The sequence below is a fragment of the Chitinophaga sp. Ak27 genome, assembly GCF_012726295.1.
In the GTDB taxonomy this organism is placed as follows: domain Bacteria; phylum Bacteroidota; class Bacteroidia; order Chitinophagales; family Chitinophagaceae; genus Chitinophaga.
Genome location: NZ_JABAOB010000003.1, coordinates 320,503 through 339,499, shown reverse-complemented (window position 1 = coordinate 339,499; position 18,997 = coordinate 320,503). Strand labels below are relative to the sequence as shown.

Genomic DNA, 18,997 nt, shown 5'->3' with positions numbered 1-18,997 from the left:
AAATAGTACTGATTTACGATCTTTGAGAAATGAAAAGTATCTGGAAACAAATATTGAGGTATCTATATATCGGTAAAAAGGATCCCAATGCACCAAAAACACGCTACGTGGCCATGATGCATGGGATGAACAGAATATCTCTTTTACTTTTTATTATTGCAATCATCGTGATGATCATCCGGCTGATCCGGAAGCACTAGCGCGCTACAGCATAGTCATAGATCACTTCGGCCGCGCGGCGGGAAGCATCCTTTTCGCCCAGCTTATGCCACAATGCAGCATAGTCGTTCATCACGCTATTCCTGACATGAGTATCCTTCAGCAATAAGGTCAGTTCTTTCAGGAGATGCTCTTCTGTAAGGTCGTGTTGAATTAATTCTTTTACTACCAGCTTATCCATCACCAGGTTTACCAGGGAGATGTATTTTACCTTGATCAGGCGTTTGGCGAAAAAGTAGGAAATAGGATTTCCCTTATAACATACTACCTCAGGCACTCCGAATAATGCCGTTTCCAGCGTAGCGGTACCCGACGTTACCAGGGCGGCGGTAGCCTGCCTCAATAATGTATATGTTTGTCCTTTTACCATCGATACATTGGGATGTTGTCCGGTCAATGCTTCGAGGAAATGATCGTCCAGGCTGGGCGCCTGGGCTACTATAAATTGGTAATCAGGGAAATGCTTTGCCATGGTGAGCATAATTGGCAATTTCACGCTCACTTCCTGTTTGCGGCTACCGGGCAATACGGCAATAATTGGTTTATCAGACAAGGGCGCATCCGCAGGCTTTTCCTTGGCAGCTTTTACTACTTCCACCAGGGGATGACCTACATATTCTACTTCGTAATTCCATTTATGATAAAATGCCTGTTCAAACGGGAGAATGCAGAGCATTTTATCTACCGACTGTTTTAATTTTTTCACCCTGTTTTCCTTCCAGGCCCATACCTGCGGCGAAATGTAGTATACTATTTTAAAGCCTTGCTGTTTTCCCCATTCTGCAATACGCATATTAAAGCCGGGGTAATCTATCAATACCAGTACATCGGGTTGCCAGGCGGTAATATCTTTTTTACAGAGATCTATATTGCGTAAAATAGTGCGTAGGTTCATCACCACTTCCACAAATCCCATAAAGGCCAGTTCCTTGTAATGCTTTACCACATGGGCGCCGGCGGCTTCCATCATATCGCCTCCCCAGCTACGTATATCCGCTGCGGTATCTATCTGTCTTAATTGCTTTACAAGATTACTGCCATGCAAATCACCAGACGCTTCTCCTGCAATAATGTAATATTTCAATATAATGTAGATTAAAAATTATCTGATCAGTTTGAGTAACAGAATAGCAATGGCATACAGCATGGTCATCAGGAAAATACCTTTGGCGGTAATATCCAATCGTTTTCTTGTATACAGGAAAAACACCAGCCCATTCAGCAACAGGCAAATGCTGGTGAGTTTGGGAATCATCTGGCGGTTATCTTTCAGAATGCCCAGGAACTGCCCGAACCCTACATTGTTATGCGGTCTGATAACAAAAAAATAGTACAGAAAAAACGCTGCCAGCGGTGTCAGAAACCCCAGTAAAATCCCTAATGGAAGATTGTCTTTTTTTAACATACGTGTGTTTAGCTTTTAGCTGCTAGCTGTCCGTGATCATCATAGAACTGCTGCCTTTACCTTTTTACAGGTCGCTCCAATCCTCTTCCAGCTTCTTTTTCAGCTTATAATTAGTCAGATCAAACTGCACCGGCACTATGGAAGCAAAGTTATTATCTAATGCCCATACATCTGTATCCTCACCGTTGTCGCGATTTTTAAATGCCCCGGTGAGCCAGTAATATTTCTTTCCGTGCGGGTCGCGGCGCTCGTCAAACTCCTCCACCCACTTGGCATCTGCCTGCCGGCTCAATTTCAATCCTTTAAACTCGTGTTCGCTTACAATCGGGATATTCACGTTAAACAATGTACCCGCCGGCAATTCAGACGAAAGCATACGTTTCGTCACCTCGCGAGCGACTTTTTTAGGCAGTGAAAAATCGGCGTCATAGCTGTATTCGAGGAAGGAAAAACCTACTGAAGGAATTCCCTCTATCGCTGCCTCCATGGCGGCAGACATCGTACCGGAATAAATGACATTAATGGAGTGATTGGCGCCATGATTAATACCACTCACGCAGATATCAGCCTTGTTGCCATGCAATATCTTATCCCGGGCCAGCTTCACACAGTCTACCGGCGTACCGGAACATTGCCAGGCTTCCACCCCCTCAAAAATATCCACTTTTTCCAAACGTAAAGGAATGCCGATGGTAATGGCATGGCCTTTCCCCGATTGCGGACTGTCCGGCGCTACCACCACTATCCTGCCCAACGGCCGTACCGCTTCAATTAACGCACGTATACCGGGTGCCGTAATACCGTCATCGTTGGTTACCAATATTACACGTTCCTGTTTTGCCATAATTCACCATTTAACATTGCCCAACAAATTTAAGCTCTCTGCGATACATTTCGCTTTAAAAGAATGTGAAATATATAGATATTTCTATAGATCGGATTTTAATATTTTCCTGAAAACCAAAAAGATACCTAAAATGATATAGCACAGCATGGCCAGGATATACACATAAGTATCGTAATGGTCGCTGGTAGCCACCATTTTACCCACCAACGGGAAAGGCAGCAATTCATCCCCGCTTTGCAGTGGCAGCAGCCCTCCCACAGTGCCAACGTATCGTTTCAGCAGGAATGTCAACAACTGATCCAGCATCATATTATAGGCAACAAACAGCACAATAGCCAGTCCGGCGCGTTTTACCAGCACCCCGATCAATAAAGCTATCGTGAGCATCACTATCAGTTGCAGGAAATAGTATAACATGTATTCATATCCCTCAAAGCTGACCGGCTTATTGCCATAAATCACGCCCACCAGGATAGCACTAATGGTGGCTACTATCAATGTTAATAGCGCCAGCAACACCAGCCAGAATAATTTAGCATACACGAAATGTTTCCTCTCCCAGCCATCAATGATATTCTGGCGGTTGGTACGGTAAGTATATTCGTTGGTAACCAGGATAATCAACAACAGGCCAAATAGCGCAGAAATATAGCTGTTAATAGAGGCCATAGTCAGCCATACATCCGGGAAGCTAAAGGGGTTGCCTACTAATTTGCTGAGCTGCTGGAGGTTTTCGGTGAACTTATCGGCTACCATAAAGTTACCCGCGGGAATGATGATAAGCGCCAGCAGCAGCATTGCCCAGAAAGTACGATAGTTCTTTACTTTCAGCCATTCGGTGTAGATGATTTGTTTCATTGTACAGGGGTGTTAGTAATTTCCAGGAATGCAGTTTCAAGGCTCTTCTTACGCAGTTGGAGATGACTGAGCCAGATTCCCTGTTGCGCACAGTAGTTGTTGATGGCAGCAGCATCGGGCTGTGCTGCAAACATGACTTTCAGGAGGCCGCCATTCAGCTCTGCGCTGGTACAACCGGGATATCGCAATAGCAACGACTGTAGCGCATGGTTGTCGGCCGCGGCAATTTCTATATAGTCATTCCGGCTGATTACCTCGTTTACAGCACCCGATAACAGCAAATTCCCTTTTCTTAGGATAGCCACATGGGTACATACTTTTTCTACTTCGTCCAACAAGTGGCTGGCCAGGATAATAGTTTTACCGGTACCGGCGAGGCGGCGCACCAGGTCCCTTACTTCCGCAATACCTGCAGGATCCAGCCCGTTGGTAGGTTCGTCGAGGATGAGCACCTCCGGATCTCCCAGCAATACCCCTGCAATTGCCAGTCGCTGCTTCATGCCCAGCGAATAGGTTTTGAAAGCGGAATGCTGACGCTGGGTAAGGCCGCAGATATCCAATACCCGGGCTATATCATCTTTCCCCCGCTGCTTTACCGCCGCAGAGATCTCCAGGTTTTCATATCCACTGAGATAATGGTAAAAGTTGGGTGTTTCCAGCAAAGTACCTATTTGCCGGCGCTCGCGAGCAGTAGGTGTTTTATCAAATAAAGTAAAATGACCGGTATCGGCTTTTAGTACATCGGTCACAATGCCCAGCAGGGTAGTTTTTCCACTACCATTTGGCCCAAGTATACCAAAGACGCTGCCCGCAGGTACTTCAAAGGAAACACCAGCTAAAGCCTGTACTGCTCCATATCTTTTTGAAATGTTTTGTAGGGTTAGAATTGGCACGGGAAATATTATAAGGGTGTACAATAAAAAGGGAAATGCAGCGAATGATCTTATGGCTAATCTTCACTACATTTCCCGTAGAAAATAACAGTTTTTAATTCCGTACAGGTTTGCCTGTTTTAATCACACTCTGCAGCCGCTCCAATGTTTTGCGTTCGCCACACAGGCTTAGGAATGCTTCGCGTTCCAGGTCCAGCAGGTATTGTTCGCTCACAAAGGATGCTTCTGTAAGATCGCCACCACACATCACATATGCCAGTTTATTAGCTACTTTCTGATCATGTTCTGAAATGTAGTTACCAAACTTCATCGCGTATACGCCAGCCAGCATGGCTCCCAGTGCGCCACGGCCCATCACTTTTATATCGGTTCTTTCCACCGGGCGGGTATATCCTTCATCTGCCAGGGCGATCACACTGCGCTTGGCGTCGGCAATGAGCCTGCCGGGATTCATGGTAATTTCATCATGTCCTTTCCGCAATACGCCCATATCAAAACCTTCAAAACCAGATGTGGCCACCTTAGCAGTAGCTACGGTCATGAAAAAATCTTTCAGCGGTTCTTCTTCAATCCGGCCTTCTTTAAATTCAAGGCTGGCCCGAAGCGTCATTTCTTTAGTGCCACCTCCGCCCGGAATCAGCCCTACACCCAGCTCTACCAGGCCTATGTAAGTTTCAGCTGCGGCTTGTACTTTGTCGGCATGCAAGCACATTTCACAACCACCGCCCAAAGTAAGCGCATGAGGCGCTACCACCACGGGGATGGACGAATAACGTAAACGCATGGTACTGCGTTGAAACAGGCGTACCGCCATGTCCAGCTCATCAAACTCCTGTTCTGCCGCCAGCATGAAGATCATACCTACATTGGCACCGGCAGAAAAATTGGTCCCGTCGTTTCCAACCACCAGGCCACGGAAGTCTTTCTCAGCGCGGTCTACTGCCTTGTTCAATCCTTCCAGTACTTCACCGCCAATGGTATTCATTTTTGTTTTCCAGTCGAAACATACCACGCCATCGCCTATATCAATAAGGCTGCAGGCGCTGTTTTTCCAGATGATATTGTTCGAGAAATTTTCCAGGATGATGAACTGTCCTTCGCCAGGCAATGGTTTATAAGCCTGTGAGGCCACATCGTAATAAGATTTCTTGCCGTTATCTGTTTTATAAAAAGTGTTGATACCCTTTGCCAGCATATCTTTCACCCATTGGGCCACCGTCAGTCCTTTTTCTTCCACCAGCTTTACAGATGCAGCTACGCCCAACAGATCCCAGGATTCGAAGGGACCTATTTCCCAGCCAAACCCGGCTTTCATGGCATCATCTACTTTGTACAGGTCGTCGGCTATTTCAGGAATACGATGTGAAACGTAGGAGAAAAGATAAGCATGGAATTGTTTATAGAACTCGCCGGCTTTATCGGAGGCGGTGGCCAGCATTTTGAGGCGCTGCTTCAGGTCCTCTATAGGTTTGGCGGCATCGATGCTGCCAAATTTAGGCTTTTGTTTAGGCCCATACTCCATCGTTTGAAGGTTCAGCGTAAGAATTTCCTTGCTGCCGCCCTCTCCTTTGGTTTTCTTGTAGAAGCCTTGCCCGGTTTTATCTCCCAGCCAATTATTTTCCACTACTTTCTGGAGGAAACCGGGTATTTTAAAAATGCCGATGGCTTCATCCTGCGGACAATTGTCCATCACACCTTTGGCTACTTTTACGAGCGTGTCTATCCCGACTACGTCGGCGGTACGGAAGGTGGCCGATTTAGGGCGACCAATCACCGGTCCTGTCAGTGCATCTATTTCGTCAATGCCCAGCCCCATGTCCTGCATGATGTGGAAGATGGCCATGATAGAAAATACCCCTACCCTGTTGGCAATAAACGCCGGCGTATCTTTACAGAGTACGGTAGTTTTACCGAGATAGAGATCGCCATAGTGCATCAGGAAATCGATCACAGCTTCGCTGGTATGAGGGGTGGGAATTATTTCGAGTAAACGGAGATAACGGGGCGGGTTGAAGAAGTGCGTACCACAGAAATGCTTTTGAAAATCTTCGCTACGGCCTTCCGCCATCAGGTGAATGGGGATACCGGAGGTATTGGAAGTGATCAGGGTGCCTGGTTTCCGGAATTTTTCCACCTGTTCAAACACGGTTTTCTTCACATCCAGGTTTTCTACTACCACTTCGATGATCCAGTCGACCTCGCAGATACGCATCATATCATCGGTGAAGTTGCCGGTTTTAATGCGTTTCACCACATCTTTTGTAAACACCGGCGATGGGTTGGATTTTATCGCTGCCTGCAGTGCATCATTTACGATACGGTTTTTCACAGCAGGATGTTCCAGTGTCAGTTTCTTTTTTGTTTCTGCTTCGTTCAATTCCTTTGGCGCTATGTCCAGCAGCAAAACCTGTACGCCAATGCCTGCAAAATGACAGGCGATCCTTGATCCCATTACTCCCGAGCCAAGAACGGCTACCTTGTTGATATGTCTCATCATAGCTTTTAGCATTTAGCTGTTAGTCTTTAACGGATCTTACAGCAGTGGTAAGTTTACTGATCCCTGAATTTAGCATTTTTTGCACTTCCATCATCAGCGGAAAGATGATTTCTATGATAGTTTTTTTGGCAAACAAAAAAAAGTGGCTGTACCGGTTGGTACAGCCACTATATATCTTGTTTGGATAATCAGCATCAGCTTACGCCGCTACCTGCTTTTACTGCTTCAGATGGGTTTACAAAAACCAGCTTACCATTATCTTCGGCCATGAGGATCATACCCTGGCTTTCGATACCGCGCATTTTGCGGGGAGCGAGGTTGGCTACCAGCGTTACCTGTTTACCCACAATATCTTCCGGCGCAAAGTGCATGGCAATACCGGAAACCACGGTACGTTTTTCGGTACCGATATCTACCAGTAATTTCAGCAATTTATCCGCTTTTGGTACTTTTTCTGCTTCCAGGATGGTGCCTACACGCAGGTCCAGTTTAGCGAAATCATCGTATTGAATTTCAGGCTTTGCCGGTGCAGCAGGCGCCTCACCCACGGCCGGTACAGGGGCGGCTGCGGCAGCTGCATCCATGGCTTGCTTTAAGCCGGCATGCAGCTTTTCTACCTGTGCTTTTACCTGTTCGTCTTCAATTTTCTTGAACAACAATTCGGGTGCGCGCAAGGTGTAGCCAACACTCAGCAACTTGGTGCGGCCCGCGTTATCCCATTCCAGCATACGGTCTACCACTTTCAGCAGGTGACAGATTCTCTTGGCAGTGAAGGGCAGGAATGGCTCAGAGAAGATAGCCAGGTTAGCAGACATCTGCAGGCAGATATGCAGACTGATATCAATACGCGCCTGCAGGAACTCCTCGCTCTTACCTTCATATTGAGGATGCTTGGTATTAGGTTCTCCTGCCTTCAGCTTTTCAAGCACACTGGCCAGTATCCATGGTTCGCACTTCTGGAGATACTGATTTCCCTTACGGGCAAATTCCATCACTTCAGACAATGCCTCACGGAAGCGATAGTTTTCCAGGCTGGATTCAATTTTTTCTTTGGCCGCCGCAAATTCATTCAACATTTCGCGATCTGCCTCTTCCATGTATTTTTCATGCAGTGGCGGCACTTTTCCACCGCAAAGCTTGTGCATCAGTACCAGTGCACGGTTGATAAAGTTGCCAAAAACAGCTACCAGCTCATTGTTATTCCTATCCTGGAAATCTTTCCAGGTAAAGTCGTTGTCTTTGGTTTCCGGTGCAGTAGCGCAAAGCACGTAGCGCAGCACATCCTGCTGATCGGGGAAGTCCTGGATATAATCGTTTACCCACACCGCCCAGTTACGGGAAGTAGATACTTTCTCTCCTTCTATATTCAGAAATTCATTGGCCGGAACATTGTCCGGTACCACAAATCCGCCGTGTGCTTTCAGCATTGCGGGGAAGATAATACAGTGGAAAACAATGTTATCCTTACCGATGAAGTGTACCAGTTTGGTATCCTCTTTACACCAATAGCTGGCCCAGTCTTCCGTCAGTTCCTTGGTAGCGGAAATATAGCCGATAGGTGCGTCGAACCATACGTACAGCACTTTTCCTTCAGCATCTGGTAAAGGTACTTTGATACCCCAGTTGCTGTCTCGCGTCATGGCGCGGCTTTGCAACCCGCTATCCAGCCAGCTTTTACATTGGCCGTATACGTTGTTCTTCCACTCTTTGTGACCGTCGATGATGTATTCTTTCAGCCATGGCTCATAGTTTTGTAACGGCATGTACCAGTGCTTGGTTTTCTTTTTCACCAATGGTGCATTGCTGAGCGCAGAGTGGGGGTTGATCAGTTCATCGGGGCTGAGGGTTCTTCCGCAGCGCTCGCACTGGTCGCCATAGGCCTTGTCGTTACCACAGTTAGGGCAGGTACCAATGATATAGCGGTCGGCCAGAAACATCTCTTTTTCCGGATCAAAAAACTGTTCACTTTCTCTTTCTTCAAACAGGCCATCCTTATACATTTTCAGGAAGAAATCCTGGGAGGTCTGATGATGCAATTGGTTGCTGGTACGGGAGAAGATGTCGAAAGAAATGCCCATAGCGGCAAAACTATCGCCAATGATTTTATGGTATTTATCCACTACGTCCTGTGGGCTCACATTTTCCTTCATCGCTTTAATGGTGATAGGCACGCCATGCTCATCTGTTCCGCAAACGAATTTTACATCTGCCTTTTTAGCGCGCAGGTAACGCACGTAAATATCTGCAGGCAGGTAGCAGCCGGCCAGGTGACCAATGTGTACCGGGCCATTGGCATAGGGCAATGCCGCAGTTATTAAATATCTATTAAATTTTCCCATATTCTCTTAAAGAATGCTTAAATAAATTTTAAATCGGGTGATTGTTTTGGAATCACCATTACAATTTATCACCTTAGTCTGCAAATAAAGTATGAATTTACGCTAACTAATCTGCAAAGGTAAACAAAAGGTACAATGGTAAAAATTCCACCATATTTGAAAAAAGGTGATTTGATCGGAATTACCTGTTCCAGCAGCAAAATGGACCTGCAGGCAGCTGAATATGCACGGGGCGTGCTCAGCTCCTGGGGTTATCACGTACACCTTGGTATAACAGTAGGCACCAGCTTTCATAATTTTTCCGCTCCCGACGAACTCAGGTTGGAAGAATTGCAGGATATGCTGGATGACCCGGAAATAAAAGCCATTGTCTTCGGACGTGGTGGATACGGCATGGTTTGCATCCTTGATAAACTCGACTTTACCAAATTCCGTAAGGCGCCCAAATGGCTCTGTGGCTACAGTGATATTACTGCCCTGCATTCCCATATACAACAAAAATTTGGCATTGCCACCCTCCATTCCATGATGTGCAGCGGCATTACTCCCGATACGCTGGATAATGAGTATGTGCGCAGCCTGGCTACCGCATTAAAAGGAAAGCCTTACCGCTATACCACCGCCGCTCACCCACTCAACCGGGAAGGAAAAACTTCGGGTATACTGGTAGGTGGTAACCTGTCTATGCTGGCCAATCTTTCCGGTACGCCCTCCCAGGTAAATACAAAAGGTAAAATCCTGCTGCTGGAAGATATAGGCGAATACCGGTACAACATCGACCGGATGATGTATAATCTGAAACGCGCCGGCTGGTTGGATAAACTGGCCGGGCTGGTAGTAGGCTCCTTTGTAGACGGTAAGGAAACAGATACCCCATTTGGGCAGTCCGAATACGAGATTATCAGCAACCTGGTCAAGGAATATGATTACCCAGTTTGTTTTGGCTTTCCATCGGGGCATAGCGCCGAAAACTATTCCCTTAAACTGGGCGTAAAGCATGAACTTAAGATCGGCGCCAAAACCATCCTCACTGAGCAGCTATGATATAGAGCTTTCAGCTTAATCTTCCACATCCGGCACTATTTCCAGCCCGTAATCATCCGCAGTGAGGATACCAGCTGCACGGGTACTTTCGATCTGCGCGGTATCCGGCTGCAGGTCATATACCTGGGTTTGATTATGGAGATAGTCTATACCATAGAGCTTCCCGGCAACACCTATGGGTACGTCCATGAGATATTTGATCACCTCGCATACGATTTGCATGCCGAGTGCACCATGCGTGGCGCCAATAGCACCTGCATCGAAATTGCGGTATTCTTCTGTAATAGGCAAGGCGCAGCGGTAAGTAGCTGAGCGCGTGCCGTCAGCCAGGGGCATATTAAAGCCGCCAAACCAGGCCATCCAGTTATGCACTTCCCCCGTGATAAAAGGTTTATCGTTGACCAGGCAAGCATCGTTAATCACCAGGTGAGTGGGCAGATGTTGCGAGCAGTCAATCACCAGGTCAAAGCCCACCAGCATCATACCGATGGTTTCGGGCTTTACCTGCATTAGTATCGGGTAATGTTTGGTATATGGATTTACCGCCCAGAGCCTGCTGGCTGCCATTTTTGCTTTATGCTTACGGATATCCTGCATCTGGTATACAGGTTGCCGATGCATATCTTCATCGTTGATCACACCGTAATCCGCAATACCCAATACCCCTATCCCGCTGGCGCTGAGATATTGTATTACCGGGCTTCCCAGGCCGCCGGCGCCTACTACTAATACCCGGGCTTCCTTCAGTTTCTCCTGCATGCTGATACCCATACCCGGTACGGCAATGGGGTTTTTAAAATGCTGAATTTCTTTTTCACTCAGTATCATACGCTTTATCCTTTATCTAGTTCCTGCGGAAATTCCAGGGTAAACTTACTGCCTTTCCCTACGATACTTTCCACTTTAATTTTTCCTTTATGCGCGTCTACAATGGCTTTCACATAGGTGAGACCCAGCCCAAAACCTTTTACGTTATGTACATTACCGGTATGAGCGCGGTAGAACTTTTCAAAGATACGGGAAATAGTATCGCGGCTCATCCCGATACCATTGTCGATAATCACGATGAACAGGCTTTTGCGTGTATTATAAGTCTGGATAACAATCTTAAGCTGATCATTGGAATACTTGATGGCATTGTCCATCAGGTTGAAGATGAGGTTGGAAAAATGCACATCATCCGCCATAATCACTGGGTTGATAGCATCCAGTTGCAGGTCTACCTCGCCGTTTTTACCGGCCAGCTGCAGCTGCAGGTTATCGGTCGTATTCTGGATTACGGCATGTACATCGGTGGCCTGTAGTTTCAGCCCTATTTCATCTTTTTCGAGGAGGGCCGATTGCAGGATACTTTCCACCTGTTTATTCATGCGTTTATTTTCTTCCTTGATAATACCCGAGAAATACTGGATTTTTTCCGGTTTTGACATGACTTTCTCATTCCTGATGGCATCAATGGCCAGGGAGATGGTGGCCAGCGGTGTTTTCAGTTCATGCGTCATGTTATTGATAAAGTCAGACTTTATCTCCGACAGCTTTTTCTGGTTTAGCATGGTGCGGATGGTAAGGGCAAAGGCGGTGATGATAATCATCGTAAAAAGCACCCCGCCGGTGATCATCATGCCCAGCTGCTTGGCAATAGAGTCGTCGTTGGCCATGATGATGTAAAGCTTCTCCACGCGGGGATTAAAGTCATTGGGTTCCGCCAGGGGGATCACCTGTACGCGGTACTTTTTCCTGCCTCCAATAGTATCGTCAACGTTTCGCTGGAACATCTGCTCAAAGCTGGCCGACAGCATTTTGGGTACTCCCAGGTCAGATCCGGGCGCGACACCGATGATGGCGAATTCGAAATGGGTGGAATCGAGGTGATTTTTCCTCATATTGTTCTGGATAATACGCCTCACTTCCTCTACTTTAAAGATTTCGCTGATAGCAGGCGGGTTATAGGGCATCCTGGTAACATCCAGGGGATTAAATCCTTTTATAGCCGGCGCCCGGTTATCCAGCTTAAACATGGCCATGCTCTGGCGGCGGTACATCAGATCGTTGTACACGTCATTGGTCATGTTAACAGCCCGTTGAAACAGCTGTTCCTCTTTAATCAGTATCGCGCTTTTGATCCAGCTCACCTGGATATAAATGATGCCGAACAGGGATAGCGTGATCAGTACAACAATAACGGGAAAAATCTTCTTCAGTGGTATCATGTAATGTTTTGTCTGACTTTAAGTTACGCCAAAGATAAGCGCAGGGAAATATTAAAATATGTTAAAAAAGATGTTTGCTATAGCAACTATGATACAAAATTCCGAACGGAATGCAAGCCTGCAGTTTGTTAACAGCAATACAACATCACTTTAACGTAATTTTAACTGGCCACTGCTGATTTTATTATTGCATCTTTCCTTACCTTTGCTTCAGAATCTTGGTACTAAATTTGATTAGTTCAAGATCATAACAAAGTAATTAAACTTTCTACATACATCGATGTGGATTCGTTCCATAAGCGATTTAGATTTTGGTTGATAAAATGGTAAGGAGGTTTTCTAGCCTCCTTTTTTATTTCCTCTATTTTCTTCCCGGTTCTCAAAACATAAAGAAATTTCGCATTTTTTCCATTTTTCGAACTATTTCAGCAAGAAAATCAGTCAATATTACCGCCGCATACTATTTTGCACCTGATCCTGAATGTCTTAGCAACATTATGCCATCAATTACTTTCCAAGATACTTTTTTCCTTTACTATTCAATCATTTAGTTAAATTTGGATAGAGCTATAAAATTGTATGTCTATGGTAAGTTTGTCGCCCGGCATTTTGCTGATAGCTGATCCTTTCTTAAAAGATCCAAATTTTGCACGCACGGTAGTATTGCTCTGTGAACACGAAGAAAAAGGCAGTTTTGGGTTCGTTATCAATAAGTTATTCGACCAGTCGCTGGACGACCTGGTACCGGAAGTGTTGATCAACAATATCCCCGTATATTATGGTGGCCCGGTACAAATGGATACCATACATTTTATTCACCGGCAGCCCGATTTAATTGCCGGGGGGTTGGAAATACTGCCTGGTATTTACTGGGGAGGCAGGTTTGATGAAGTAGTGGCTGCCCTTAATAAGGGCCTGCTGGAACCTAAACAGATCAAGTTCTTTATTGGCTATAGCGGGTGGACGGAGGGACAGCTGGAAGAAGAAGTAAAGGAGAAATCCTGGATCCTGTCGCAGCCGGATGCCACCTTGGTATTTGAACCCCGTGAACAGCAAATATGGCAGCAATCTCTCAAAAATCTTGGCAGCGCCTTTGCCATGATGGCAAATTATCCCATTGACCCCTCCCTGAACTAAAAGTTAATAATCTGAAATAGAAGGAGATGTAGCATGCTGGCTGGTTTTGTTGAAAAATGAACAGGCGGAATCGTGTTTATTTAAAACAAATTAAATATCTTGCTAAAGTAATTGGTAAATAATATCAATTACGTAGCCCGTTCAGGTAAGTAATAACCGATGAGAATACACCTATGAAGGAACAAACCTATGAAAACATTTTGACCCTTCTATAGACCGATACCAGAATTTTACCTGATCATCAACACTTTATCATCAAAGGCATATTCATTAGGTAATATATACAGCCCTTGATACGGCTGTTTATTGTTGTGCATTATAGAACTGCGGATATCTCGTATAGCCGTACAGGTAATGTATTGCACATAGATGAATAGAGAGGAAATCCCGGCGTTGCAATCCTGTTCCTTGCCGGGTCATCTAAGATTGGAATAGTTAGGACAAAAACGAAGGCCGGGTAATCTTACCCGGCCTGGTTATTATAATTTCTTGCTGGTATGCTTATTTCTCCACTGCTACAGCGCCTTCTACGAGTACGGTAGCCTTATTGCGCAACACTTCCACGAATCCACCGCTGATAGTAAAGAACTCGGCGTGCGCCTTGTCTTTCAGCACTTTCATTTTACCATTTCCGAGAGCTGCAATTAATGGCGCATGTTTATCCAGTATTTCAAAAGAACCGTCAATACCTGGCAGCTGTACTCCGTACACTTCGCCGGCATATAATTTTCTTTCTGGTGTTAATACTTCTAATAGCATGTTATGATCGTAAATGGTGAAGGGTAATGATCCCGGCCAAACCGGGATCATTACTATAATTAGTTATTCGCTGCTTCCAGTAATTTCTTACCTTTTTCGATAGCTGCTTCGATATTACCTACGAGGTTGAAAGCTGCTTCCGGATACTCATCCACTTCTCCGTCCATGATCATGTTGAAACCACGGATAGTTTCTTCGATTGGAACAAGTACTCCTTTCAGACCGGTAAATTGTTCTGCTACGTGGAAAGGCTGAGACAGGAAACGTTGTACACGACGTGCACGGGATACTGTCAGCTTATCTTCGTCGCTCAATTCATCCAAACCGAGGATCGCGATGATATCCTGCAGTTCTTTATAGCGTTGCAGAATCATTTTCACACGCTGAGCACAGTTGTAGTGTGCCTCACCAACGATAGATGGCGTGAGGATACGGGAGGTAGAGTCCAGCGGGCTCACAGCAGGGTAGATACCAAGATCGGAAATCTTACGATCCAATACGGTGGTAGCATCCAGGTGAGAGAAGGTAGTTGCAGGAGCAGGATCCGTCAAGTCATCCGCAGGTACGTAAACCGCCTGTACGGAAGTGATGGAACCATTTTTAGTAGAGGTGATACGTTCCTGCATCAGACCCATTTCAGTAGCCAGTGTTGGCTGGTAACCCACCGCTGAAGGCATACGGCCCAACAGTGCAGATACTTCAGAACCTGCCTGGGTGAAACGGAAGATGTTATCTACGAAGAACAGGATATCGCGACCACCACCTGCAGAACCATCTCCATCACGGAAATACTCAGCCAGGGTAAGACCGGATAATGCCACACGCGCACGGGCTCCCGGCGGTTCGTTCATCTGACCAAACACAAACGTAGCCTGTGATTGCTTCAGTAATTCTTTATCTACAGCGGCAACGTTCCAGTCACCGTGTTCCATGGATTCTTTAAACTTATCACCGTATTTTACGATGTTGGCTTCAATCATTTCACGCATCAGATCGTTCCCTTCACGGGTACGCTCACCCACACCGGCAAATACAGACAAACCTTCGTAACCTTTCGCAATGTTGTTGATCAGCTCCTGGATCAATACGGTTTTACCCACACCAGCACCACCAAACAAACCAATTTTACCACCCTTAGCGTATGGCTCAATCAGGTCAATTACTTTAATACCAGTGAACAGTACTTCTGTTTCAGTAGCCAGATCCTCAAATTTAGGCGGCTCACGGTGAATAGGATAACCATTTGAAGTATCGATATCACCCAAACCATCGATCGCTTCACCTACCACATTGAACAAACGTCCTTTAACCTGGTCGCCAATTGGCATTTTAATCGGAGCGCCTTTATCAACTACGGCCATTCCACGAACCATACCGTCAGTGGAGTCCATTGCCACGGTACGAACGCTGTCCTCACCCAGGTGCTGTTGTACTTCCAATACTACTTTCTGACCATTTTCGCGGGTAATTTCCAATGCGCTGTAGATTTCGGGCAATTTGTCATCAAAGTGCACGTCCACCACGGGACCGATAATTTGTTTGATCTTACCTGTGTTAGGCATATTTTTAAAGAGGTTTATAAAATACTAAAATGTTACTTCCTCAAAAACCGCTTGCAGTGCAAACAGTTTCCAAAATTTGCCGCAAAGGTAAGAGTTAATAGATGAATATCAAAACGCTATTGACGAAAAAAAACCTTTTCCCACCGCATTTTTCACCGTTCTCACCGTTATTTTACTTTTATCTCCCGGCAATCTAAAGCGCAGTCTATCAAATTACAGAATATTTATATTTATAAATAACCGGTATCAGCTACACCACTCATATAAAAATAGCTCCCTTTTCTTGATTCTCTTACTATTTTTAAAAACTATCCTGATATATATAATATCTACATATGAAAAAATCAAACAGTGAACAGTCCAGGCGATCTTTCCTGGGCAACATTTCCAAGGCCAGCCTGCTGGGTATGACCGGTATTATACCCGCCGTAGCCAAAGCCGGTATCCACCCGGCCGACAACCCGGACATCACCTTTCTGTGCAAACCTTACCTGCAATACCCTGGTCCACATACCATTTCCGTGATGTGGCTCACTTCCCGCCCTTCCTATAGCTGGGTGGAATACGGCATCGACGGACAGCTTAACCAGAAAGCCCACAGCATCCACCATGGCCTGGTAGACGCCAACAACCGCCGGCACCGTATTGAACTCGGCCCCCTGCAACCCGGGAAAAAATACAGCTACAAAGTTTATTCTAAAAACATCCTGTCGTTTGAACCCTATAAAATGACCTATGGCAACACCATCACCAGCGATACCTATACTTTCACCGCCCCCGATCCACAAGCAAAAGAAGTATCCTGGCTGATCATTAATGATATACACGACCGACCCGCCTCTATTCCTCACCTGATGGGACTGAATGGACAAGATCCATACGATTTCGTTTTCTTCAACGGCGATGTGTTTGACTATCAGGCCGACGAACAACAAATCATCGACCATATGCTCACCCCCTGTGGCGATATTTTTTCTACCCGAACCCCCTTCATGTATGTAAGAGGTAACCACGAAACCAGGGGCAAATACGCCAGGGAATGGCACCAGTACTTCGATAACCCAGGGCACAATAACTACTTTACCTTTAACATAGGACCCGTTTTCGCTATAGTATTGGATACAGGAGAAGATAAAGAAGATACACACCCGGTATATGCGGGCATCGTTGACTTTGATGCCTACCGGCAGCAACAGGCACAATGGCTGGAACAACAACTCCAAAGCCCCGCCTTTAAAAAAGCGAAACACAAAGTTGTCATGATGCATATTCCACATTATCATTCCGGCGAATGGCACGGTGTAAAACATTGCCGCGAAATGTTTGGCGACCTGTTCAACAAACACAAGATAGATATCCTGGTATGCGGTCATACCCACCAATACGGTGTTTATGCGCCCGTAAAAGGCCAGCATGAATACCCGCTTATTATTGGTGGTGGCCCGAAAGACGGTGCCCGGACGCTAATAAAAATAAAAGCAGATCAGCAACAACTGGTACTGACCATGCTGAAAGACGACGGTACCAAAGTAGGTGAATACACTGTATAAAATACTGATGCCGGAGTATTGATACTCCGGCATTTTTATACTTTCTTCTGCGAAGCGATAAAAGTATTTACCAACAATATCAATTTCAATATTACCCATGCAGCTGCCGCCGCAAAGAATACACTTGCCACTAATACTCCATAATACTTTATTGTCCATTCCAGCGCCACTTTCAAACGGGTTACAAAACTGATAGGCTTCTCTGCCGCTCCTTCGTACATGGAAAACTGCACCGTACAAAATTCATTCTCCGTATCAAAATTTCCCAGCTCCACGCCCAGGCCCTGCAATTCCGTTTCCACCTCGTAAATCTTGTTATGTAACGCTATAAAGTCTTCTATCTTTCCCTCTTTAGCTTTCAGGTCGTTGAAAGAAGCCAGTGACTTTTCCAGGGAAACCTTAGTAGCGTTGAGTTTGCGGTATTCGTTGGTTTTATCGGTTTTAGTAATTTCGGTAGATTTAATCACGCCAATTCCCTGCGTGGCCAGGTAAAATGAGTCGAACTTTTCCGGCGAAACACCTATCAGCATTTGTATTTCCCGTGCTCCTTTATTGCCCGACTCCTGCTGGTACTGGATAATTGCATCAAACTTTTTAATAGTGCTATGCAGCTGTTTTTCATCTTCCGTAAAATGGGAGGATTTAGACCGCACATTGGCCACTTTCTCATATTTCTGGTTACCTGCTATACTGGCAGGAGCTGCATTGGCAGGGCCCAACGATTTTATTTTCTCAGATGCATAGTTTTTACGGTGTTTTACAACCCCGGATAAAAAACTATTACTGCCAGATTCATCATATTGCCGGCCTTTATAACAATAGCCATAAATAATTCGAAATACATACATCGCTATAAAAACGAGTATAAATGCAACGGCTATACGCCGGTAAGATTTTGAGAACATAGGTATTGGTGTTTATCTGTTAACAATGGATTGTTGCCTATACGTTTTCAACCATTTCAAAAGGCCCATGGTGGCGATAATCAACAAAATAAAGTATTCGATTCCAAGAAACTTTACATCTTTCATAAAATAAATAACGGTAGCTACAATATCTACCAATACCCACAGCAACCAGTTTTCCCAGATTCTTTTCGCCAGCAGGATATTAGCCATTACACTCAATACTGCTACCAGCGAATCGGTATAAGGATAAGCCGCCGGATGTTCAAATATTCCCGGCCACCACACATGCAGGCGACTGATGATATAACCTGTGATCCCGGAAAGTACCAACGCCGCTAGTCCCAGTCCCCAGCGCTGCCGGGATTGCAACGCATACACCGGTTCATTTTCCGGCTGCTTCCTGTACCAAAACAACCACCCATACACGCCTGTAGCGAAAAAGTAGATTTGTAAAAACATATCTGCATACAGCTGCAATTGCCAGAAAAGTATAAAAAAACAGCTCACATTGACCAGCCCAACCGGCCACGTTAAAATATGGTCCCGGGCAGCCAGCCACACGCACCACAAACCGGTTAACGTACCTATAAATTCAACATAACTGACCGAATATCCCAGTGCAGTAAAAAAGATGTGCTGAATGCTAAAAAATGAAGACATTGGGTCAAAATTATAACGAACTGCTGCAATATTACAGTAATGTTTTATTATTCGTATCGCCACGGTATTTTACATTGAAATACAGATAGTTACAAACGTTTATTAAATT

The 18,997-nt window shown here is 45.5% G+C and carries 17 protein-coding genes; 4 read left to right on the top strand and 13 right to left on the bottom strand.

The window, feature by feature from the left end; genetic code table 11:
* Positions 1-29 precede the first annotated feature (29 nt).
* Positions 30-200 carry a DUF6728 family protein gene (locus tag HGH90_RS32110; protein WP_317131881.1) on the top strand — a complete coding sequence of 57 codons (171 nt, stop codon included), beginning with the start codon at positions 30-32 and terminating at the stop codon, positions 198-200.
* Here HGH90_RS32110 and lpxB read toward each other — a convergent pair.
* The 7 genes from lpxB to metG all read right to left on the bottom strand — a co-directional run bounded on the left by lpxB (position 197) and on the right by metG (position 9,058).
* Complete coding sequence (lpxB, locus tag HGH90_RS12865) at positions 197-1,303, bottom strand: lipid-A-disaccharide synthase (RefSeq protein WP_169191268.1); 1,107 nt, start codon at positions 1,301-1,303, stop codon at positions 197-199. The genes HGH90_RS32110 and lpxB overlap by 4 nt on opposite strands.
* A gap of 18 nt (positions 1,304-1,321) precedes the next feature.
* Positions 1,322-1,624 (bottom strand): hypothetical protein, encoded by a 303-nt coding sequence (locus tag HGH90_RS12860; RefSeq protein WP_145664450.1) that lies wholly within the window; start codon positions 1,622-1,624, stop codon positions 1,322-1,324.
* Positions 1,625-1,688: 64 nt separating this feature from the next.
* A complete protein-coding gene (surE, locus tag HGH90_RS12855) occupies positions 1,689-2,468 on the bottom strand; it encodes a 5'/3'-nucleotidase SurE (RefSeq protein ID WP_168761831.1) in 780 nt (259 codons plus the stop codon).
* 84 nt (positions 2,469-2,552) lie between these two features.
* A complete protein-coding gene (locus HGH90_RS12850) occupies positions 2,553-3,329 on the bottom strand; it encodes an ABC transporter permease (RefSeq protein WP_169191267.1) in 777 nt (258 codons plus the stop codon).
* On the bottom strand, positions 3,326-4,222 hold the full coding sequence (locus tag HGH90_RS12845; RefSeq protein WP_169191266.1) for an ABC transporter ATP-binding protein: 897 nt from the start codon (positions 4,220-4,222) through the stop codon (positions 3,326-3,328). Before HGH90_RS12845 ends, HGH90_RS12850 begins: the two co-directional genes overlap by 4 nt.
* A gap of 94 nt (positions 4,223-4,316) precedes the next feature.
* Entirely contained in the window at positions 4,317-6,719 is a 2,403-nt protein-coding gene (locus tag HGH90_RS12840) for a 3-hydroxyacyl-CoA dehydrogenase/enoyl-CoA hydratase family protein (RefSeq protein WP_169191265.1), read from the bottom strand.
* 194 nt (positions 6,720-6,913) lie between these two features.
* Positions 6,914-9,058, bottom strand: a complete 2,145-nt coding sequence (metG, locus tag HGH90_RS12835; RefSeq protein WP_169191264.1) for a methionine--tRNA ligase — start codon at positions 9,056-9,058, stop codon at positions 6,914-6,916.
* 156 nt (positions 9,059-9,214) lie between these two features.
* Between metG and HGH90_RS12830 the strand changes: the two genes are divergently transcribed.
* Positions 9,215-10,102, top strand: coding sequence for an LD-carboxypeptidase (locus HGH90_RS12830; protein WP_247679771.1), 888 nt, complete (start codon positions 9,215-9,217; stop codon positions 10,100-10,102).
* Between the two features lie 15 nt (positions 10,103-10,117).
* On the opposite strand, the gene HGH90_RS12825 is transcribed toward HGH90_RS12830, so the two are convergent.
* Together HGH90_RS12825 and HGH90_RS12820 are read right to left on the bottom strand one after the other, a co-directional pair.
* Positions 10,118-10,930: a HesA/MoeB/ThiF family protein gene (locus HGH90_RS12825; RefSeq protein WP_168761825.1), complete on the bottom strand. Its 813-nt coding sequence runs from the start codon at positions 10,928-10,930 to the stop codon at positions 10,118-10,120.
* A gap of 5 nt (positions 10,931-10,935) precedes the next feature.
* Positions 10,936-12,312, bottom strand: coding sequence for a sensor histidine kinase (locus HGH90_RS12820; protein WP_168761824.1), 1,377 nt, complete (start codon positions 12,310-12,312; stop codon positions 10,936-10,938).
* A 579-nt stretch (positions 12,313-12,891) separates the two neighbouring features.
* On the opposite strand from HGH90_RS12820, the gene HGH90_RS12815 reads away from it, so the two are divergent.
* Entirely contained in the window at positions 12,892-13,449 is a 558-nt protein-coding gene (locus tag HGH90_RS12815; RefSeq protein ID WP_247679770.1) for a YqgE/AlgH family protein, read from the top strand.
* A gap of 501 nt (positions 13,450-13,950) precedes the next feature.
* On the opposite strand, the gene atpC is transcribed toward HGH90_RS12815, so the two are convergent.
* Positions 13,951-14,208 carry an ATP synthase F1 subunit epsilon gene (atpC, locus tag HGH90_RS12810; protein WP_145664420.1) on the bottom strand — a complete coding sequence of 86 codons (258 nt, stop codon included), beginning with the start codon at positions 14,206-14,208 and terminating at the stop codon, positions 13,951-13,953.
* A 59-nt stretch (positions 14,209-14,267) separates the two neighbouring features.
* On the bottom strand, positions 14,268-15,770 hold the full coding sequence (atpD, locus tag HGH90_RS12805) for a F0F1 ATP synthase subunit beta (protein WP_168761823.1): 1,503 nt from the start codon (positions 15,768-15,770) through the stop codon (positions 14,268-14,270).
* Positions 15,771-16,105: 335 nt separating this feature from the next.
* Between atpD and HGH90_RS12800 the strand changes: the two genes are divergently transcribed.
* Complete coding sequence (locus tag HGH90_RS12800; RefSeq protein ID WP_169191263.1) at positions 16,106-17,320, top strand: metallophosphoesterase; 1,215 nt, start codon at positions 16,106-16,108, stop codon at positions 17,318-17,320.
* A gap of 35 nt (positions 17,321-17,355) precedes the next feature.
* Here the strand turns inward: HGH90_RS12800 and HGH90_RS12795 are convergent, their stop codons facing one another.
* Both HGH90_RS12795 and pnuC read right to left on the bottom strand, forming a co-directional pair.
* A complete protein-coding gene (locus tag HGH90_RS12795; protein ID WP_169191262.1) occupies positions 17,356-18,225 on the bottom strand; it encodes a DUF4349 domain-containing protein in 870 nt (289 codons plus the stop codon).
* A gap of 12 nt (positions 18,226-18,237) precedes the next feature.
* A complete protein-coding gene (gene pnuC, locus HGH90_RS12790) occupies positions 18,238-18,888 on the bottom strand; it encodes a nicotinamide riboside transporter PnuC (protein ID WP_168761820.1) in 651 nt (216 codons plus the stop codon).
* Between the last annotated feature and the right edge of the window lie 109 nt (positions 18,889-18,997).